The organism is Natronospirillum operosum, from assembly GCF_004768465.1.
Taxonomy (GTDB): domain Bacteria; phylum Pseudomonadota; class Gammaproteobacteria; order Pseudomonadales; family Natronospirillaceae; genus Natronospirillum; species Natronospirillum operosum.
Map to the genome: position 1 here is coordinate 192,613 of NZ_SRMF01000002.1, position 18,190 is coordinate 210,802.

The window sequence follows — 18,190 nt, forward strand, 5'->3', positions numbered from 1 at the left end:
AACGCCATAATTCAATTTCGCTTTGTGCAGCGACCCCTCGCAACTTAGGCAATGAACGGGTCAGTTGCAATACATCTGGGTGGAAAATTTGCTTCCAATTCTCTCACTCATAAGCTGTGCTTAACTATTGAAAAGCCTGGGTTAAGCCTGGGGCTCTCCGCCTGATTCACGGCCATCAAACGAGCACCGGGACAGCTCTTGATAACCCTCTTTGTGCTAAAGCTCTGCTTAAGTTGTCCTGGTCAGGACGCTGTCTTCTTCACAACATCGCAGGCACATCGGAACACTCCATCAGCACACCCCATTAGTGTATATATAAAGTAAATTATTGGGGTAAATCAGATTGCCGAAACATGATCCGGACAGGGTGCCACCCTACGTGGGAACCAGACGCCAAACCCTTATGTGACCTGCTCGCAAAGAGAAACGGAACCAGGTTGTTATGTTATAACGGCGACAAGAAGTTCCGGATCTCCTAACCTGATGGTCGTATTGCCATACGTAAAACTGACACAAGACGGCCTGCTTTCGGGCGCTGCCTGACCTGCGGTCTCAAACAACAACCAGTATGGAGGAGTGCGCTGAAATGAGTGCCATAGTTCTGATGCTTGTCGGCCTGGGCGGCCTCGCCCTGGGCTTTATCTTCTATTCGAAGTTCATCGCCGAGAAAATCTATCAGCTCGACCCGGACTTCAAGACACCCGCCCACGAGTTCGAAGATGGTGTGGATTATGTGCCCACCAACAAATTCATTCTGTGGGGACACCATTTCACTTCAGTGGCCGGAGCCGCGCCCATAGTCGGCCCGGCCGTTGCCGTTATCTGGGGCTGGGGGCCAGCCTTCCTGTGGGTCATCCTGGGCACCATCTTCTTTGCCGGCGTGCATGATTTCGGCGCCATCTGGGCCAGTGCCCGCAACAAGGCCAAGTCCATGGGTGCTCTGACCGGCGATGTGGTCAGTGCGCGCGCCCGCTCGATCTTCATGATCGTCATCTTCCTGGTGCTGTTGATGGTGAACGCCGTCTTTGCGGTGGTCATCGCCGGCCTGCTGATCAGTTATCCCAGCGCGGTCCTGCCGGTCTGGGGCATCATTCTGGTGGCCCTGCTGATCGGCCAGCTTATCTACCGCCAGAAGATGAATCTGATGGCAGTGTCCATTTTCGGCGTGATTGCACTCTACGCCCTGATCTTCATCGGCCCGTCCGTGCCGCTGGAAATGCCATCCGAGGTCGGCTTCCTGTCCGGTACCGCCACCTGGATCATCATCCTGTTCGCCTATGCGTTTGTGGCTTCCATGCTGCCGGTCTGGGTACTGCTGCAGCCACGTGACTACATCAACGGTATTCAGCTGTTCATCGGTCTGGGCGTCATGTACCTGGCCGTTCTGTTGCTGAACCCGAGCATGGTCGCCCCCATGGTCAATGAGTCGGTGCCCGAAGGCACACCGTCGATGATACCGCTGCTGTTCGTGACCATTGCCTGTGGTGCCATTTCCGGCTTCCATGGCCTGGTGTCATCCGGCACCACATCCAAGCAGCTCAACAAGGAAACTGACGCTCGCTTTGTGGGCTACTTCGGTGCCGTGGGTGAAGGCACTCTGGCCCTGGCAGCCATCATTGCGGCGACCGCCGGCTTTGCCACTCTGGCCGAGTGGGAGTCTCTGTATGCCTCATTCGGCGCCGGTGGCGTCGGTGCCTTTGTGGAAGGCGGTGCCTATATCATCAGTGGCGGCCTGGGCCTGTCGCAGGAAGTCTCGGCGACACTGCTTGCGGTCATGGCCTGTCTGTTCGCCGGCACCACCATGGATACCGGCGTGCGCCTGCAGCGCTATATCTTCCAGGAATGGGGTCAGATCTACGGCATTGACTGGATGAAGAAAAACATCCCGGCGACGGTACTGGCGGTTGGCGCCTGTATGCTGCTGGCCTTCGGTGCCGGTGGTCCGGATGGAGACGGCGGCATGCTGATCTGGCCGCTGTTCGGTACCACCAACCAGTTGCTGGCCGGTCTGACCCTGCTGGTGATTTCAGTCATGCTGGTACGCCTCGGTCGCCCCATGATTTATACGCTGGTGCCGCTGGTGTTCCTGCTGGTCATGACGATTTCGGCACTGCTGGTACAACTGGTCGACTTCTACAACGACGGCAACTGGTTCCTGCTGTTCCTTGATGTGGTTGTTCTGGTCGCTGCTATACTGGTAGCACTGGAATGTACCTCCACTCTGATGCGCCTGCGGCGCGAAGCAAAAACACAGGAGTCGTGAGCCATGCCGCTGGATAGACACACCATTGCCGACTGGTTGCGCAAGGCCACCTATGTCGCCGAGGAAGTCTATTCAGCGCCCTATCGGAGCGCCATCGCCCGTGCCAAGCGGGATGAGGATGACCTCTTCATGCTGATGGTGTTCTCCGAAATGATGGGAGTGCCCAACCCGGCGTCCTACTACACGCTGGAACTGCAACCGCTCCTGCTGGAGCGGTTTCACGACTGGCACAAGCGCATGGGCATGGAGCACTCCCCGCTCGACCACTTCAAATGCTGCTGACAACTTTCAGGACACTGATGACATGCAGGATGTATTGAACGCCCGTATTGTCTGGGTCGGTGGCAAGGGCGGCGTGGGTAAAACCACAGTCTCCGCTGCCCTGTCGGTACTGGCGGCGCGCCGGGACAAGCGTACCCTGGTCGTATCGACCGACCCCGCACACAGCCTGGGCGATGTCTTTGACCGCGAGTTGGGCGATCACCCGCAACGCATCATGCCCAATCTGGATGCCATGGAGATTGACCCTGATGCCGAGGTCGACCGCCACCTCAACGGGGTACTGGACCAGATGCGGGGTTATGCCAAGCCGGACTTGATGCCTGAGCTCGAACGCCAGATGCGCATGAGTCGGCAATCTCCGGGGACTCAGGAAGCCGCGCTGCTGGAGCGCATCGCGCGCCTGATCACGACGGAAGACAATCACTACGATCTGATCATCTTTGACACTGCGCCCACGGGCCACACCCTGCGTCTGCTGACGCTGCCGGAAGCCATGGCGGCCTGGACCGATGGTCTGCTGCAGAGCAACCGCAAGTCGGCGCAACTGGGTGATGTGATGAAACATCTGACCCCCAAATCGGGGCGCGATGTGCCCACCCCCTTCGACGATCCGCAGGAAGACCCCTATGCCGACCTGGACGATCGCAGCAAGCGCATTGCACGCACCCTGACCGAGCGCAAGCGCCTGTTCCATCAGGCGCGGCACCGCCTGGAGGATCAGGGCGTCAGCGCCTTTGTATTTGTGCTGACCCCGGAACGGCTGCCCATTCTGGAGACGCGCCGGGCCGTGGAGGCGCTGACCGAAGCGGGTATCAAGGTCAGTGTGGCGGTGGTCAACCGGGTGATTCCGGAGGATGCGGACGGCGAGTTCCTGGCCCGTCGCCGCGTACAGGAAGCCGAGTATCTGCATCGCATCGAGCACGAACTGCGCGGACTGTACACCCCCCATCTCCCCTGGCTGGAAACCGACGTCCAGGGCCTGACTATTCTGGAGGACATTGCCAACCGAATGGAAAAACTGGGTTTCTGAAGCTGCTGCCCGCAATCCCTGCCCGGCAGAGCAGGGGCAGATCAGACATCCATCATCAAATCGCACCGCAGTATCTCAGGGAGGCAGAGATCAGAGCGCCCGCAGGGCTGAACAATAACGACAAGACAGGAGAGTAGCGGTATGAACGCCATTATGCTGATGGTTGTGGGGCTGGGTGGACTGGCTCTGGGCTACATTTTCTACTCGCGGTTCATTGCCGAAAAGATATATCAGCTCGACCCGGACTTTCGTACTCCGGCCCATGAATTCAAGGACGGTGTCGACTATGTGCCCACCAACCGGCTGGTACTCTGGGGGCATCACTTCACCTCCGTGGCTGGCGCCGCACCCATTGTAGGGCCGGCTGTCGCGGTCATCTGGGGCTGGGGACCGGCCTTTGTCTGGGTCATTCTCGGTACCATCTTCTTCGCCGGCATCCATGACTTTGGTGCCATCTGGGCCAGTACCCGCAACAAGGCCAAGTCCATGGGTGCTCTGACCGGCGATGTGGTCAGCGCTCGCGCGCGCTCCATCTTCATGATCGTGATCTTCCTGGTCCTGCTGATGGTCAACGCGGTCTTCGCCGTGGTGATTTCCAACCTGCTGATCGCCTATCCCAGTGCCGTATTGGCAGTATGGGGCACCATCATTGTGGCCTCCATCATCGGCGTCATCATCTATCAGCAATACACCAGCCTGCCTCTGGTCACTGTGGTTGGCGTACTGTCTCTCTACCTGATGGTAGGCATGGGGCCAGTCGTGCCTTTCGAGTTCCCGGAGATGGTCGGGCCGCTGTCCAATTCGGCTACCTGGATCCTGATCCTGTTCGCCTATGCGTTCATTGCCTCACTGCTGCCGGTATGGGTGCTGCTGCAGCCCCGTGACTATATCAATGGCATACAGCTGTTCATTGCGCTGGGTGTGCTCTATGGAGCCGTCTTGCTGACCGGTCCTACGGTGGTCGCGCCCATGTTCAACACCGATGTGCCGGCCGGCACGCCGTCACTGATACCACTGCTGTTCGTGACCATTGCCTGTGGCGCCATCTCCGGCTTCCATGGCCTCGTGGCCTCCGGCACCACCTCGAAACAGATCAACAGGGAGACCGATGCCCGCTTTGTCGGCTATTTCGGTTCGGTGGGTGAAGGCACCCTGGCGCTGGCCACCATCATTGCCGCCAGCGCCGGCTTTGCAACTCTGGGCGACTGGCAGGCCATCTATACCAGCTTTGGTGCCGGTGGCGTGGAAGCCTTCGTGGCCGGCGGTGCGCGCATCATCAGCCAGGGCTGGGGCATGTCTGAAGAGGTCGCGGCCACGCTGCTGGCGGTCATGGCCTGCCTGTTCGCCGGCACCACCATGGATACCGGCATAAGACTGCAACGCTACATCTTTCAGGAGTGGGGGCAGATCTACAACATCGGCTGGATGCGGCGCAATCTTCCGGCCACGGTGCTGGCAGTGGGCGCCTGCCTGCTGCTGGCCTTCGGCGCCGGCGGGGCCGAGGGCGCCGGCGGCATGCTGATCTGGCCGCTGTTCGGCACCACCAATCAGTTGCTGGCCGGTCTGACCCTGCTGGTCATCACGGTGATTCTGATCCACAAGGGCCGGCCCATCATCTATACCCTGGCGCCGCTGCTGTTCCTGCTGGTGATGACCATATTCGCGCTGCTGGTCCAGTTGCGCACCTTCTTCGAGGCCGGCGACTGGTTCCTGTTCGCGGTCGATGTGCTGGTGCTGGTAGCGGCCATACTGGTGGCGCTGGAATGCGCTGCATCGCTGCGCCGACACAGTGCAGAGGTACGCCGCCAGAGCTGATACCTGCAAGCCCGTCCGGGTAACCTCCGGACGGGTCTCAGTTGCACCGTCGGGGCGGCTCCGCTATCCTCCGTTCCTGTGTTTGACGCCCTGCTGACGCGGCCAGACGTGCGCCTGCCTACCGGCACCACGCGCAGGACCGCGCCGCAGAAGGACCTTCAACCGGCGAGGAGACACCCCGGACAATGCTCTATGCCGTGCTTTCCGGTTTTGTGGTAGCGGCGCTGGTGCCCTGGTTGCACTGGCTGTTCCGCAGTCATATCGGCTGGGTGCTGGCGGTGCTGCCGGCCAGCCTGACTGTCTATTTTGCATCCATGATCCCCGCCGTCAGCGGCGGCGAAATCATTTTCCAGCAGTGGGCCTGGTTCCCCGGAATGGACATCCATCTGGGCTTCACTCTGGATGGTCTGTCGCTGCTGTTCGCCCTGCTGATCAGCTTCATCGGCACCTTTGTCATGATCTATGCCGGGGGCTACCTCAAGGGCCACCCCGCTTTGGGCCGCTTCTTTGTCGTCATGCTGTCGTTCATGGCCTCCATGCTCGGGCTGGTGTTGTCCGACAACCTGATTGCGCTCTTTGTGTTCTGGGAACTGACCAGCATCACCTCCTATCTGCTGATCGGTTTCAACCATGACAATGAAGATGCCCGCAAATGCGCACTGCAGGGGCTCTTTGTCAGTGTGATCGGCGGTTTCTTCCTGCTGGTCGGCATGATGCTGCTGGGCATTTACGGTGGCACCTACAGCATTGCCGAACTGCTGACCGACAGTGGCGACTGGATGAGTGCGGCACCGGTGGCCCTGATCATCATCTGTGTGCTGGGCGGCACCTTCACCAAATCCGCCCAGTTCCCGTTCCATTTCTGGCTGCCCAACGCCATGGCAGCGCCCACCCCGGTATCCGCCTATCTGCACTCGGCCACCATGGTCAAGGCCGGCGTGTATCTGATGGCACGGCTGAACCCGGCCTTCGGCGAAGAAATGCTGTGGACCCTTGCCCTGACCGGCTTTGGCGCGGTCACCATGTTTGTGGGCGCCTGGCTGTCCTACACTCACACCGACGCCAAGAAGGTTCTGGCCTATTCCACCGTGATGGCGCTGGGCACGCTGACCATGCTGATCGGTATCGGCACCCACTACGCCATGATTGCCTTCAGTGCCTTCCTGCTGGGGCACTCACTGTACAAGGGGGCTCTGTTCATGATTGCCGGCGCCATCGACCATGAGGCCGGCACCAAGGATCTGTCCAGGCTGGGCGGCCTGCGCAAGCTGATGCCGTGGACTGCGGCGGCGGCATTGGTTGCGGCGCTGTCTCTGGCCGGGGTACCGCCGCTGTTCGGTTTTATCGGCAAGGAACTGATGCTGGAAGCAGCGCTGTCTGCCGGCCCGCTGCAGGCCCTGGCGCTGACTCTGGCCGTCGTCTCGGCCATGCTGACGGCAGCCATTGCCGCTGTGATCGCACTCAAACCGTTCTACGGGCCGCGGCTCGATACGCCGAAAAAACCCCACGAAGCCCCGCTGTCCATGCTGGCCGGGCCGGTGGTGCTGGCGGCGGTGTCACTGCTGTTCGGCCTGGTGCCCGGCCTGCCGGAAACCATGCTGGTGACAGCGGCGGTTACCGCCGTGGCCGGGGTGCCGCTCGACTTCTACCTGTCTCTGTGGCACGGCTTCAATCTGCCGCTGCTGCTGTCGGCTGTGGGCCTGAGCGGTGGTGCCCTGCTGTTCTTCTGGTGGGATCGCAGCCGTGAACCCCTGCGCCGACTGATGGACAGACTGGACCGCTTCGCCCCGGAGACCGGCTATTTCAAGGCGCTGGACGGCATTGTCTGGCTCTGTGACTGGCAGACCCGCCTGCTGCAGAACGGCAAGATGGGCAACTACATGATCGTGCTGGTGATGACCACAGTGGTTGTCGTCGGCTATACCCTGGCCGCCCAGCATGGCATCCGGTTCACGCTGGACTGGCAGGATATCAACTTCTACGAGATGGCCATCGTGGCCCTGCTGATGGTCACGGCGGTATTCGCCACCACGACCCGCTCGCGCCTCGGGGCGGTCGCCACCATGGGTGTACTGGGCTTCATGGTGGCGCTGATCTTCATTCTGTTCAGCGCCCCGGATCTGGGCATTACCCAGGTTCTGGTCGAGACGCTCACCGTTATCCTGCTGGTGCTGGTGCTGTTCCGGCTGCCCGGCTTTGCACGCTACTCCACCCTGTTCGAGATATTCCGTGACGGCTTTGTGGCGGTTTCGTTCGGGCTTCTGATGACCATGCTGGTGCTGGCCACGCTGGATGCCCGCATGTTCGAGCCGATCTCGTCCTACTTTATCGAGGCGGCCTATCCGGAGGCGCTGGGTCGCAATATCGTCAATGTCATTCTGGTCGACTTCCGGTCGCTGGACACCCTGGGTGAGCTGTTCGTGCTGGGCATCGCGGCGCTGGGGGTCTACTCCATGCTGAAACTGCGGGCGGAGAAGCTGAATGACTGATCCCAACAAGAAAATCATGAAGGACAACACCGTCATTCTGCATACGGCGGCACTGGCATTGTTGCCACTGCAACTACTGTTTTCGGTGTTCCTGCTGCTGCGCGGTCATGATGAACCGGGCGGTGGCTTCATTGCCGGGCTGGTCGGCGCCGGAGCTGTGGTGCTCTATCTGTTCGCTCACGGTGTCGACGCCACGCGGCGCATCATGCGTTTTGATCCGCGCGATCTGCTGGGTATCGGGCTGTTTCTGGGCACGGTTTCGGCCTTCCCCGCCCTGCTGCGCGGAGAGCCGTTTCTCAGCGCCCAGTGGTGGATCTTCGATCTGGCCGGCACCGAGATCAAATTGTCGACCGTACTGGTATTCGATATCGGGGTCTATTTCGCGGTTGTCGGCACCATCCTCACGGTGGTGGTTTCACTGACCGAGGCCGAAGAATGAATAGCACGAAACCTGCAAGCAACAAGCGACGGGAGGGTATATGGAAACCCTGATGGCCTACGCCATAGGCGTTCTGTTCGGCTGCGCGGTCTACATGATGCTGCGGCGCTCCATCGTCAAGCTGGTGATCGGGCTGATTATCCTCAGCAACGCGGCCAACCTGCTGATCTTTGCCGTATCCGGCATGACGCGCGGCGCTCCGCCGCTGATTCCGGAGGGTCTGCAGTTGCCCGAAGGCGCCGTTGCCGACCCGCTGCCGCAGGCGCTGGTGCTGACGGCTATCGTTATTGCCTTCGGCGTGCTGGCCTTTTCCGTAGTGCTGATCCACCGAGCCTTCGAAGTGGTGGAAACCGATGACCTGGATCAGATGAAGGATACCGACACTTGAGTACCGAAGTCGCCCTTCCCGTCTTTATCCCGCTGCTGGCGGGTGTGCTGTCGCTGATGCTGTGGCGCTCGCGCAAGTGGCAGCGGCGGCTGGCTGTCCTGGCCACCGGCCTGCTGCTGGCTTCCACGCTGTGGCTGCTGCGCAGCACGCTGGATCAGGGTTATGTGGTCATGCAACTGGGCGGCTGGGCCGCCCCGTTCGGGATTACTCTGGTGGCCGACCTGCTGAGCGCCGTCATGGCGGTGATTACCGGCCTGATCGGCTTTGCCGTTGCGCTGTACTCTCTGGGCACCATTCCCGACCGGCACGAGAAGTTCGGTTACTACCCGCTGATGCACCTGCTGCTGGCCGGCGTGGCCGGGTCCTTTCTGACCGGTGACATCTTCAACCTGTTCGTCTGGTTCGAGGTCATGCTGCTGGCCTCCTTCGCGCTGCTCACGCTCGGCGGTGAGCGCGCGCAGATGGAGGGGGCCATCAAGTATGTCACGCTGAACCTGTTTTCATCCGCCCTGTTCCTGTCTGCCATCGGTCTGACCTATGGCCTGACCGGCACGCTGAACATGGCCGACCTGGCCTACAAGCTGAGCCAGGTCGAGCATACCGGCATGGTCAATGTCGTGGCCCTGATGTTCATGATTTCGTTCGGCATCAAGGCTGCGGCCTTCCCGCTGTTCTTCTGGCTGCCGGCGTCCTATCACACACCGCAGGTTGCCGTGTCGGCGCTGTTTGCCGGCCTGCTGACCAAGGTGGGCGTCTATGCACTGTATCGCCTGTTCACCCTGGTATTTGTCGGCGACACCGGCTATACGCATACCATTCTGCTGTGGAGTGCCGCGCTGACCATGCTGACCGGCGTACTCGGGGCCGCCGCCCAGTTCGAATTCCGGCGCATACTGTCCTTTCACATTGTCAGTCAGATCGGCTACATCATGCTGGGTCTGGCGCTGTTCACGCCGCTGGCCCTGCTGGGCGGCGTGTTCTATCTGGTGCACAACATCATTGCCAAGACCAACCTGTTCCTGATCAGCGGCCTGACCTACCGCCTGCTGGGCAGCTATGACCTGAAGAAACTGGGCGGGGTCTATCGTGAACGCCCGGGTATCGCCATCCTGTTCCTGATCTCGGCGCTCGGCCTGGCCGGCATCCCGCCGCTGTCAGGTTTCTTTGCCAAGTTCCTGCTGATCAGGGCCGCCGTCGAGATCGAAGCCTGGATGGCCGTGGTGGTGGCCTTGACGGTCAGCTTCATGACACTCTATTCGATGATCAAGATCTGGGCCCAGGTGTTCTGGAAGCCGGTACCGGACGCTGTTGACGCCACCCGACTGCGCAGCAGAGAACGGGACCCGGGCATGTTCTGGCTGCTCACACCCATTATCGGTCTGGCCGCGCTGGTGGTACTCTTTGGGGTCTGGGCCGAACCTCTGTATCAGGTCGCGCGCGATGCCGCCGAACAACTGCTGAATCCGGCCGGTTATATTGAAGCCGTACTGGGGGTCACACCATGATCGGTTTTTTTGCCAATGTACTGCTTGCGCTGTCCTGGACGGTACTGTCCGGCAATCTGTCCGTACTCAACATGATCTTCGGCTTTGTGCTGGGCTATGGGGCGCTGGCGGTATTGCAGCCGGGCGCACCCATACTGGCGGGTTATGCGCAGCGCGTACCGCGCTTCGTCATCTTCGTCTTTTTCTTCATCAAGGAACTGATCAAGGCCAACGTCAAGGTCGCCTTCGATGTACTGACACCGCCCTGGCACATGCAGCCCGGCGTCATTGCCATGCCACTGCAGGCCAGGACCGATCTGGAAATCACCATGGTGGCCAACCTGATCTCCCTGACGCCCGGCACGCTCAGCCTGGATGTGTCCAATGACCGCCGGGTGCTGTTCATTCACGCCATGTTCCTGCAGGATGAAAAAACACTGCGTGATGATCTGCATGAAATCGAACGCCGCATACTGCAGATCATGCGCTGAGGAGCCTGACCTTGATCAACCCATTCGTCATCAACCTGGTCTATCTGCTGCTGTCGCTGTCGATCCTGCTGTCATTCATCAGGCTGGCCAAGGGGCCGTCCCTGCCGGATCGGGTGGTGGCGCTGGAACTGATTGCAACCATGGTGGTTGCCATCATCGGCGTACACGCCATTGATACCGGGGTAGCCAGTTTTCTGGATATCGCCATTGTACTGGCACTGACGGCCTTTCTGGCGGCCATCGGGTTTGCTCGCTTCCTGGAGCGCGGAGGACCACGTGATGATTGAGATACTGGTATCCATCTTTATGCTCTCCGGCGCCTCACTGGGTCTGCTGGCGGCCATCGGGATTATCCGCCTGCCGGATCTGCTGACGCGCATGCATGCCTCCACCAAGTCCGGCGCGCTCGGCACCTCGCTGATCATGGTGGGCGTGATGCTGGCGTTCCTGGAGCCTGTGGTCACCTTCCGTGCCTTCGCCATCATCATGTTCATCATGATCACTTCACCGGTGGCGGCCCATGTTATCGCGCGCGCCGGCTATTTCGTGGGGGTGTCACTGTGGGACGGCACGGTGAAAGACATGCTGAAAGAAAGCTATGATGCCGACTCGCATTATCTGCGCAGCGGCTTTGAAGGCATGGAGGACAATGGCGAGTCCGACGATATGGACAAGTCGGAAGACAGCGCCCGCTGACCCTTTCGGTTCAGCGCTCTTCGGCCTGCTTTTCAGCGCGACCCTTGACGTCATAGCGCCGGCTCATGCCAAAGCGCAACAGGCGGTACAGCAGCGGCCGCGGGGTATTGCGGATCACCCAGCCCAGAAACTGGTAGTGCAGTCCCGGCGCGCTGATGACACGCCCCCGCTGCAGATCACGCAATGAACGCCGCACCACCCAACTGGCCGGGAAGGCCCGTGTCGGCCCGTGGCGCTGATAGAAGGTCTGCGGGTCCAGCCCCATGCGGCTGTGGAAGTCAGTAATTACAAACCCTGGACACAGCGCCTGGAAGCGGATCCCCGTCGGATGATAAGCCACGGCGAGCGTTTCGGTAAACAGGCGCACAAAACCCTTGGTGGGGCCGTACAGCGGGCTGCCCCCTGTCGGCAGCCAGGACGCCAGCGAGGCTACATTGATCATGAAACCCTGGCGGGATTCCAGAGCCGGCAGGGCCGCGTGAGCCAACTGCACGGTGGCATCCATGTGCACCCGCATCTGCGCCCGGTGCTGACGCGGCGTCATCAGATGAAAGATGCCGTCGTCAGCGTAGCCTGCATTATTGATCAGACCATACAGATCCGGCACCTCGCGCACGGCTTCTTCCAGCGCGGCCAATGCATGCTCGTCGGACAGTTCGACTGCCTGGGTGGTCACCCTGACACCCTGCTCGCTGCGCAGCCTTTCCGCCATGGGCTCGAGAATGGCCATGCGGCGCCCGGTCAGCCAGAGGTCATGGCCCTGACTCGCCAGCAGGCGGGCATAGGCCGCGCCAATGCCACTGGTCGCCCCGGTGATCAGCACCAGGCGCCCTTCGGGTCGCCGTTGCGGCGCCTGTATATCAGGCATCAGGCTTGTATCCTCATCTGTATTCAACTCCAGATTCTGCTGTTATTCATTAACGGCCACTATGCCGGATTCTTCAGCGCCCTGCACAGAACATCACCATACAGAACCCGGGACTGGTTCACACCACACAACTTTCCTTCTGGGCTGAATTTGCTATGCTCATCGAATATGGCGTTGTATGGCCGCTACAACAATAAGAATCGGAGCACTGCCGTCATGAATCCACCGCTGACTGATTATCAGGTGCTGCTCCATCGCATGGTCTACCAGAAACTGCAATGGCTGGACTATTACGGTGAGGGAGAGGTGCCAGCTGCCACGGCGGCTTGCCGGACCTTTGCGGACCTGATTGTACAGACTCCGGGCCAGAGCCCGGACCGCTACCTGATCAACCTGCATGATACCTGCCTCGGGCACAGCCAGGCGCAGCGTGTCCGCGATGATCAGGATGCGTTCCGCGACACCCTGGGCACGCTGTTCAACAGCGCCCGGGAAATCTACATTGCCCACTTCCACAGCGACCCTATCCGGGTACTGCCCAGCGATCACCCGCGATTTTCCTGGGAGCATCTGACCGAGCCACCCCAGGATCCCTCGGCCATCGATGTCAGGGCCCTGACCGAGCCACTGCCGCCGCCAGTGCAGCCCCGGCAGCAGAAACCCCCACCGCCGCCGCCCTGGGTCATGCCCGCTACCGTGTCCGCTTTCTTTTCCGTGGCCGTGGTCTTCATTCTGATCGGACTGGCCCAGTAGAGCGGATGCCGGCTGCATGCTAGACTCGCCGCCGCCGTCTGTCAGTTCTGAGGAGCGTCCGCGCGATGCCGGTTGAGCCCAAGCCATCACCCTACCCCGAACCCCTGCAGATTCTCGAGTTGCGCCTGCGCTTCGAGGGTTGCCACAGCGAGCAGGAAAAACGCCAACGCCTCGGCCCACTGTTTCGTCACTGGGGCCGGCAGCCCCATATCGCGCTGCGCGAGGAGCCTGTCAGCGGCGAGCCGGAACGCGCCGCCTTGACGGTCGTGGTATGCTGTAGCAATGAAACCGAGGGGCGGCGGGAAATAGATGCCTTGCTGCTCTGGTGCGAACGCAACCTCAGCGCCTGGGTAGAAACCTACCAGGTGTCGGCAGCCTGAACAGGAAACGCGCGGCATGGACTTCAAAACCCTGGAATCACAACCCATTGGCACCCGAGTGAGCCTGGATGAGTTGATCAGGCAGATGCGGTGGAACGAAGATGGCCTCATCCCCGCCATTGCCCAGCAGCATGACAACGGCCAGGTGCTGATGATGGCCTGGATGAACGCGGCCGCACTGCAGGAGACCCTGACCACAGGCCAGGTCTGCTACTGGAGCCGTTCGCGCCAGACCTACTGGCGCAAGGGCGAAAGTTCCGGCAATCGGCAGCGCCTGGTCGGCGCCCGGCTGGACTGCGATGGTGACACCCTGCTGCTGCAGGTGGACCAGCAAGGCCCCGCCTGCCATACCCTGCGCCCCAACTGCTTCTATATTGAACTGGATGCGGAGCAGGGCCGTATTATCACCGACCCGGTCGCTGACCACTGAAGCCGCCTGTCCCGGCGCTGACAATCCAGCCTGCAACCGGTCACGTATCCGTTCAAGATCACGCAGGAATACCGGTTGATGATGCCCCCTACTCTCATGTTGTTGTACCAGCGGTACGCGCGCACTCTGTTGTGCGCTGCGGGCCTCGGCCTTGCCACCGGGGCTCTGGCCGACGCAAGCACAGTCGACAGGGATGCGCTCGCCGCCCGCATCCAGGCCCAGTACGACACCATTGACAGGGTCATGCTGGAACAACCCTACTGGACCCGTTCTGTGGTCAGAGACCGCCATGACGACCGGCGAACCGAAATCACCAGCTTCCACCCGGAGCGCGCACCCGGTGATCGCGAGCAGTTGGAACTGGTCAACGGTGCGCCGCCGGACAGCACTGCCCAGCGCCGCTTCGAGCGCCGAACACAGCCGGACGAACGCGACCAGCAGCCGCTCAGACTGACCATCGACTATGACACCCTGGAGGTATTGCACCAGAGCGGTCAGGACGTCCACTTCAGCTTCGCGCCCCAGTTGCTGATGGACGGCGAAATCAGCCCCGAGAGCCAGAACTTCACCGGCCAACTGGTCTGGGATCTGGAGCAGGAGTTGTTGCGTACCGTCAGCATGCAGTTGACCACCCCGTTCAGCTATCGTTTCTTCAACGTGGAAAAGTTTACCGTGGAAGAAACCTTTCGCTGGCTTGATGGCCGTATCGTGCGCGCCGATTACGGTCACGATATCACTCTGCGCAACCGCCTTATCGACCTGTCCAATGCCGCTCACGTCGAGTTTGATTACAACGCTGCCTGGCTGTTATTGCCCCAGGGCAGCCTGGACAGCAGGCACAGATAACAAAACTGTCATTTTCCTGCCCCCCGGCCCTATGTTAACGTGGCAGGTCCGCAGTGCGTCTGCGGCCGACATTCAAGCAGCAACACAGGATGACGCAATGATTGCGCAAGACAAAGCCGTAGCCATTCAATACACGGTGAAAGACGAAACCGGTACCCAGGTCGACACTTCAGAAGGCCGTGGCCCGCTGTGGTATCTGCACGGGCACAGCAATATTATTCCCGGCCTGGAAAAGGCCCTTGAAGGCCTGCAGGAAGGTGACGACTTCAGTGCCGAAGTACCGGCCGAAGAAGCCTACGGCGAACATCGTGAAGAGCTCGTGCAGCGCGTTCCGATGGAAGCCTTCCAGGGTGTCGAGAAGGTCGAGATCGGCATGGTCTTCAACGCCCAGACCGATGGCGGCCCTCTGCAGGTAGCCGTAACTGATGTGGAAGAAGACACGGTCGTGGTGGATGGCAATCATCCGCTCGCCGGCAAGGCACTGGCTTTCAATGGCAAGATTGAAACCGTCCGCGATGCCAGCTCCGAAGAGCTGGAACACGGTCATGTGCACGAGGGTGACAACGCGCACTGATCTGCGTCGTCCGGGCCGGTGTACGTCAGTACACCGGCGCCCTGCCACCCCTTTACTTTTTCCTGCCGAGGATGGACAGTAATCCTTGCTGAACCGCCGTGCCAGCCTGCCACGGTCCCGGCTGATGTAAGGAACACCCCATGCATTTTGCTGTACTGACTCAGGAACCGAACAACTACACCAGTACCCGCCTCCGGGAAGAAGGCGAAGCCCGGGGCCACACTGTCGACATGATCGACACCCTGCATTGCTACATGGACATCGCCACCGCCAACCCGACGGTCCGCTACCATGGTGCCGAACTCCCGCATTATGACGCCATCATTCCGCGCATTGGTGCCAGCATTACCTTTTACGGCACGGCTGTGGTCCGCCAGTTCGAAATGATGGGCACCTTCCCGGTCAATGAGTCGGTCGCCATCAGTCGCTCGCGCGACAAGCTGCGCTCCCTGCAGCTGATGTCACGCAAAGGCGTTGGCATGCCAAAGACCGGTTTCGCGCACGCGCCGGACAACACCCGCGACCTGGTGCGGAAAGTGGGCGGCGTGCCGGTCGTGATCAAGCTGCTGGAAGGCACTCAGGGCGTCGGGGTGGTACTGGCCGAGACCTGGAAGAGCGCCGAAAGCGTCATTGATGCCTTCTCCGGCCTCAAGACCAATATCCTGGTACAGGAATTCATCAAAGAAGCCGAAGGCAGTGACATCCGCTGCCTGGTCATCGACGGCAAGGTGGTGGCGGCCATGAAAAGAACCGCTGCCGACGGCGACTTCCGTTCCAACCTGCATCGAGGTGGTACGTCCGAAGTGGTACGCATTACCAAGGAAGAACGGGCCACGGCCGTCAAGGCGGCCAAGGTGATGGGTCTCAACGTCTGTGGTGTCGATCTGTTGCGTTCCAGCCGCGGCCCTCTGGTCATGGAGGTCAACTCCTCGCCGGGCCTGCAGGGTATTGAAGGGGCAACCGGCAAGAACCTGGCCGCTGCCATCTACGAATTCATCGAGCAGCGGGCGCGCCCGCACGCCACCGGCACGCGCGGCAAGGGCTGACCATGACCCCTCTCATTATCGGTGGTTTCGAAATCGAACCCGGCGAACGACGGCTGATCGAATTGCCGATCGCCAAACTCTACACTGACATTGATGTCAATCTGCCCATCCATGTGATCAGAGGACGACGTGACGGCCCCACCGTTTTTGTCTCTGCGGCCATCCATGGCGACGAACTGAATGGCATCGAGATTATCCGGCGCCTGCTCAAGGGCGATTACCGCGGCTTTCGCGGCACGCTGATTGCGGTACCCATGGTCAATGTCTATGGCGTGCTGGCGCAGACGCGGTATATGCCAGACAGGCGTGATCTGAACCGGGCCTTCCCCGGCTCACGCAAGGGGTCGCTGGCCGGGCGGCTGGCCGACCTGTTCACACGCGAAATCGTGGCCCAGAGTGACTACGGCATCGATCTGCATACCGGCGCCATCCATCGGTCCAATCTGCCGCAGATCCGCGGCAACATGGATGACGAGGTCACCCGCGAACTGGGTCAGGTGTTCGGCGCCCCGGTACTGCTCAACAGCGATCTGCGCGATGGCTCACTGCGTCAGGTGGCCGACGAGATGGGTGTGAAAATGCTGCTCTACGAGGCCGGCGAGGCACTGCGCTTTGACGAGATCTGTATTCGGGCAGGATTGCGTGGGGTCGAGAACGTACTGCGGCACCTGGGCATGTTCGGCAGTCGCCGCAAGCCGCGCAAGATGCCGCAGCCGGTACTGGCCCGGGATTCCGGCTGGGTGCGCGCCACCGGCTCCGGCCTGGTCATCCATCACAGGCAACTGGGCGATTCGGTGGAGGCCGGCGAACGACTGGCCGAAATCACCTCCCCGAGTACCGCCGAGACCGTCGATGTCATGGCTCCGAGAGCCGGCATCATTATCGGCAAGCAGCAGATCCCGCTGGTGCAGGACGGCGAGGCCATGTACCACATCGCCTATTTCCGGCGCATGGAAACGGCCACCGAGCGCGTCGAAGCCTTTCAGACCGACTTCCAGTCGGAACTGGAAGCCGAGGATGATGTCTGAAGCCGGTTTCCGGTCCCCGCAGCTGAATTCAGCCCGGGGTCAGACCCCGCAGGCGTTCCGAGCGCCGACGCAGCAGTTCCAGCGTGGTCAGCAGCGCAATGGAGATCGCCACCAGCAAAGACGCCACGGCCAGTATGGTGGGGCTGATCTGCTCCCGAATACCTGACCACATTTCGCGTGGAATGGTGCGTTGCTCCACGCCCGCCAGGAACAGCACGATGACGATTTCATCAAAGGACGTAATGAAGGCAAACAGCGCGCCCGAAATCACCCCGGGCAGAATCAACGGCATCTGCACGCGGCGGAAGATGGTAATCGGATCTGCACCCAGATTGGCAGCGGCCTTGGTCAGCGAGTTGTCGAACCCAACCAGGGTGGCGGTCACGGTAATCACCACAAAGGGTGTCCCCAGCACCGCATGCGCCAGAATCACCCCGGGGAAGGTGCCCGCCAGGTTGATGCTGGAATAGAAGAAGAACATGCCGGCTGCGGAGATGATCAGCGGCACGATCATCGGTGAGATCAGCAGCCCCATGATCAGACCCTTGTAGGGCATCTCCGAGCGTGACAGACCGAGCGCCGCCAGCGTACCCAGGGTGGTGGCAATCAGGGTCGAGAAGATGCCGATGAACACGGAGTTGCGAATCGACCGCATCCACTGGGATGAAGAGAACAGCTGTTCATACCAGCGCAGCGAGAACCCTTCCGGGTTCAGCGTCAGCATTTCCGTGGTAAAGGTGAAGTACGGCTGCGCGTTGAAGCTCAGCGGCACCATGATCAGTATGGGTGCAATCAGAAAGAAGAAGACCAGGCAGCACAGGAAGCGAAAGGCGTAATACCAGAAGCGCTCCAGCTTGCCTGCATAGGATGGTAAGGCCATGTCCGGAG

20 protein-coding genes are annotated in these 18,190 nt (G+C 60.7%); 18 read left to right on the top strand and 2 right to left on the bottom strand.

Annotated features, from left to right (window positions below; all coding sequences use genetic code 11):
* The first annotated feature begins 586 nt into the window (after nt 1-586).
* From E4656_RS07350 to mnhG, 11 genes are all read left to right on the top strand, one after another.
* A complete protein-coding gene (locus tag E4656_RS07350) occupies nt 587-2,263 on the top strand; it encodes a carbon starvation CstA family protein (protein WP_135482558.1) in 1,677 nt (558 codons plus the stop codon).
* 3 nt (nt 2,264-2,266) lie between these two features.
* Nucleotides 2,267-2,545 (top strand): cory-CC-star protein, encoded by a 279-nt coding sequence (locus E4656_RS07355; protein WP_135482559.1) that lies wholly within the window; start codon nt 2,267-2,269, stop codon nt 2,543-2,545.
* A gap of 22 nt (nt 2,546-2,567) precedes the next feature.
* The gene (locus tag E4656_RS07360; RefSeq protein WP_135482560.1) at nt 2,568-3,575 is read left to right on the top strand and encodes an ArsA family ATPase; all 1,008 of its coding nucleotides are present in this window, start codon (nt 2,568-2,570) and stop codon (nt 3,573-3,575) included.
* 141 nt (nt 3,576-3,716) lie between these two features.
* Nucleotides 3,717-5,390 (top strand): carbon starvation CstA family protein, encoded by a 1,674-nt coding sequence (locus E4656_RS07365; RefSeq protein ID WP_135482561.1) that lies wholly within the window; start codon nt 3,717-3,719, stop codon nt 5,388-5,390.
* A 185-nt stretch (nt 5,391-5,575) separates the two neighbouring features.
* A complete protein-coding gene (locus E4656_RS07370; protein WP_135482562.1) occupies nt 5,576-7,879 on the top strand; it encodes a putative monovalent cation/H+ antiporter subunit A in 2,304 nt (767 codons plus the stop codon).
* Between the two features lie 13 nt (nt 7,880-7,892).
* Nucleotides 7,893-8,318 carry a Na+/H+ antiporter subunit B gene (locus E4656_RS07375; protein WP_205849156.1) on the top strand — a complete coding sequence of 142 codons (426 nt, stop codon included), beginning with the start codon at nt 7,893-7,895 and terminating at the stop codon, nt 8,316-8,318.
* 40 nt (nt 8,319-8,358) lie between these two features.
* Complete coding sequence (locus tag E4656_RS07380) at nt 8,359-8,706, top strand: Na+/H+ antiporter subunit C (RefSeq protein ID WP_135482563.1); 348 nt, start codon at nt 8,359-8,361, stop codon at nt 8,704-8,706.
* Nucleotides 8,703-10,211 carry a Na+/H+ antiporter subunit D gene (locus E4656_RS07385; RefSeq protein WP_135482564.1) on the top strand — a complete coding sequence of 503 codons (1,509 nt, stop codon included), beginning with the start codon at nt 8,703-8,705 and terminating at the stop codon, nt 10,209-10,211. Before E4656_RS07380 ends, E4656_RS07385 begins: the two co-directional genes overlap by 4 nt.
* Nucleotides 10,208-10,681 carry a Na+/H+ antiporter subunit E gene (locus E4656_RS07390; RefSeq protein WP_135482565.1) on the top strand — a complete coding sequence of 158 codons (474 nt, stop codon included), beginning with the start codon at nt 10,208-10,210 and terminating at the stop codon, nt 10,679-10,681. The genes E4656_RS07385 and E4656_RS07390 overlap by 4 nt, the downstream gene beginning before the upstream one ends.
* Before the next feature lie 14 nt (nt 10,682-10,695).
* On the top strand, nt 10,696-10,968 hold the full coding sequence (locus E4656_RS07395; protein ID WP_135482874.1) for a monovalent cation/H+ antiporter complex subunit F: 273 nt from the start codon (nt 10,696-10,698) through the stop codon (nt 10,966-10,968).
* Complete coding sequence (gene mnhG, locus E4656_RS07400) at nt 10,961-11,377, top strand: monovalent cation/H(+) antiporter subunit G (protein WP_135482873.1); 417 nt, start codon at nt 10,961-10,963, stop codon at nt 11,375-11,377. Before E4656_RS07395 ends, mnhG begins: the two co-directional genes overlap by 8 nt.
* A 10-nt stretch (nt 11,378-11,387) precedes the next feature.
* On the opposite strand, the gene E4656_RS07405 is transcribed toward mnhG, so the two are convergent.
* Nucleotides 11,388-12,245 carry an SDR family NAD(P)-dependent oxidoreductase gene (locus E4656_RS07405; protein ID WP_135482566.1) on the bottom strand — a complete coding sequence of 286 codons (858 nt, stop codon included), beginning with the start codon at nt 12,243-12,245 and terminating at the stop codon, nt 11,388-11,390.
* 216 nt (nt 12,246-12,461) lie between these two features.
* Here E4656_RS07405 and E4656_RS07410 point away from each other — a divergent pair, with 216 nt between their 5' ends.
* From E4656_RS07410 to E4656_RS07440, 7 genes are all read left to right on the top strand, one after another.
* On the top strand, nt 12,462-12,998 hold the full coding sequence (locus E4656_RS07410; protein WP_135482567.1) for a hypothetical protein: 537 nt from the start codon (nt 12,462-12,464) through the stop codon (nt 12,996-12,998).
* A gap of 65 nt (nt 12,999-13,063) precedes the next feature.
* Entirely contained in the window at nt 13,064-13,378 is a 315-nt protein-coding gene (locus tag E4656_RS07415) for a DUF503 family protein (protein WP_135482568.1), read from the top strand.
* A gap of 16 nt (nt 13,379-13,394) precedes the next feature.
* Nucleotides 13,395-13,808, top strand: coding sequence for a phosphoribosyl-AMP cyclohydrolase (hisI, locus tag E4656_RS07420; RefSeq protein WP_135482569.1), 414 nt, complete (start codon nt 13,395-13,397; stop codon nt 13,806-13,808).
* Between the two features lie 78 nt (nt 13,809-13,886).
* On the top strand, nt 13,887-14,654 hold the full coding sequence (locus E4656_RS07425) for a hypothetical protein (protein ID WP_135482570.1): 768 nt from the start codon (nt 13,887-13,889) through the stop codon (nt 14,652-14,654).
* A gap of 97 nt (nt 14,655-14,751) precedes the next feature.
* A complete protein-coding gene (locus E4656_RS07430; RefSeq protein ID WP_135482571.1) occupies nt 14,752-15,228 on the top strand; it encodes an FKBP-type peptidyl-prolyl cis-trans isomerase in 477 nt (158 codons plus the stop codon).
* A gap of 140 nt (nt 15,229-15,368) precedes the next feature.
* A complete protein-coding gene (gene rimK / locus E4656_RS07435) occupies nt 15,369-16,274 on the top strand; it encodes a 30S ribosomal protein S6--L-glutamate ligase (protein WP_135482572.1) in 906 nt (301 codons plus the stop codon).
* 2 nt (nt 16,275-16,276) lie between these two features.
* On the top strand, nt 16,277-17,302 hold the full coding sequence (locus E4656_RS07440) for a succinylglutamate desuccinylase/aspartoacylase family protein (protein WP_135482573.1): 1,026 nt from the start codon (nt 16,277-16,279) through the stop codon (nt 17,300-17,302).
* 28 nt (nt 17,303-17,330) lie between these two features.
* Here the strand turns inward: E4656_RS07440 and E4656_RS07445 are convergent, their stop codons facing one another.
* Nucleotides 17,331-18,182, bottom strand: a complete 852-nt coding sequence (locus tag E4656_RS07445) for an ABC transporter permease (protein WP_135482574.1) — start codon at nt 18,180-18,182, stop codon at nt 17,331-17,333.
* Nucleotides 18,183-18,190 lie beyond the last annotated feature (8 nt).

Bases quoted from the DNA above. Each gene is read 5' to 3' on its own strand.
- E4656_RS07350 (WP_135482558.1), top strand. From the start codon at position 587: ATGAGTGCCATAGTTCTGATGCTTGTCGGCCTGGGCGGCCTCGCCCTG.
- E4656_RS07355 (WP_135482559.1), top strand. From the start codon at position 2,267: ATGCCGCTGGATAGACACACCATTGCCGACTGGTTGCGCAAGGCCACC.
- E4656_RS07360 (WP_135482560.1), top strand. From the start codon at position 2,568: ATGCAGGATGTATTGAACGCCCGTATTGTCTGGGTCGGTGGCAAGGGC.
- E4656_RS07365 (WP_135482561.1), top strand. From the start codon at position 3,717: ATGAACGCCATTATGCTGATGGTTGTGGGGCTGGGTGGACTGGCTCTG.
- E4656_RS07370 (WP_135482562.1), top strand. From the start codon at position 5,576: ATGCTCTATGCCGTGCTTTCCGGTTTTGTGGTAGCGGCGCTGGTGCCC.
- E4656_RS07380 (WP_135482563.1), top strand. From the start codon at position 8,359: ATGGAAACCCTGATGGCCTACGCCATAGGCGTTCTGTTCGGCTGCGCG.
- E4656_RS07390 (WP_135482565.1), top strand. From the start codon at position 10,208: ATGATCGGTTTTTTTGCCAATGTACTGCTTGCGCTGTCCTGGACGGTA.
- mnhG (WP_135482873.1), top strand. From the start codon at position 10,961: ATGATTGAGATACTGGTATCCATCTTTATGCTCTCCGGCGCCTCACTG.
- E4656_RS07405 (WP_135482566.1), bottom strand. From the start codon at position 12,245: ATGCCTGATATACAGGCGCCGCAACGGCGACCCGAAGGGCGCCTGGTG.
- E4656_RS07410 (WP_135482567.1), top strand. From the start codon at position 12,462: ATGAATCCACCGCTGACTGATTATCAGGTGCTGCTCCATCGCATGGTC.
- E4656_RS07415 (WP_135482568.1), top strand. From the start codon at position 13,064: ATGCCGGTTGAGCCCAAGCCATCACCCTACCCCGAACCCCTGCAGATT.
- hisI (WP_135482569.1), top strand. From the start codon at position 13,395: ATGGACTTCAAAACCCTGGAATCACAACCCATTGGCACCCGAGTGAGC.
- E4656_RS07425 (WP_135482570.1), top strand. From the start codon at position 13,887: ATGATGCCCCCTACTCTCATGTTGTTGTACCAGCGGTACGCGCGCACT.
- E4656_RS07430 (WP_135482571.1), top strand. From the start codon at position 14,752: ATGATTGCGCAAGACAAAGCCGTAGCCATTCAATACACGGTGAAAGAC.
- rimK (WP_135482572.1), top strand. From the start codon at position 15,369: ATGCATTTTGCTGTACTGACTCAGGAACCGAACAACTACACCAGTACC.
- E4656_RS07440 (WP_135482573.1), top strand. From the start codon at position 16,277: ATGACCCCTCTCATTATCGGTGGTTTCGAAATCGAACCCGGCGAACGA.
- E4656_RS07445 (WP_135482574.1), bottom strand. From the start codon at position 18,182: ATGGCCTTACCATCCTATGCAGGCAAGCTGGAGCGCTTCTGGTATTAC.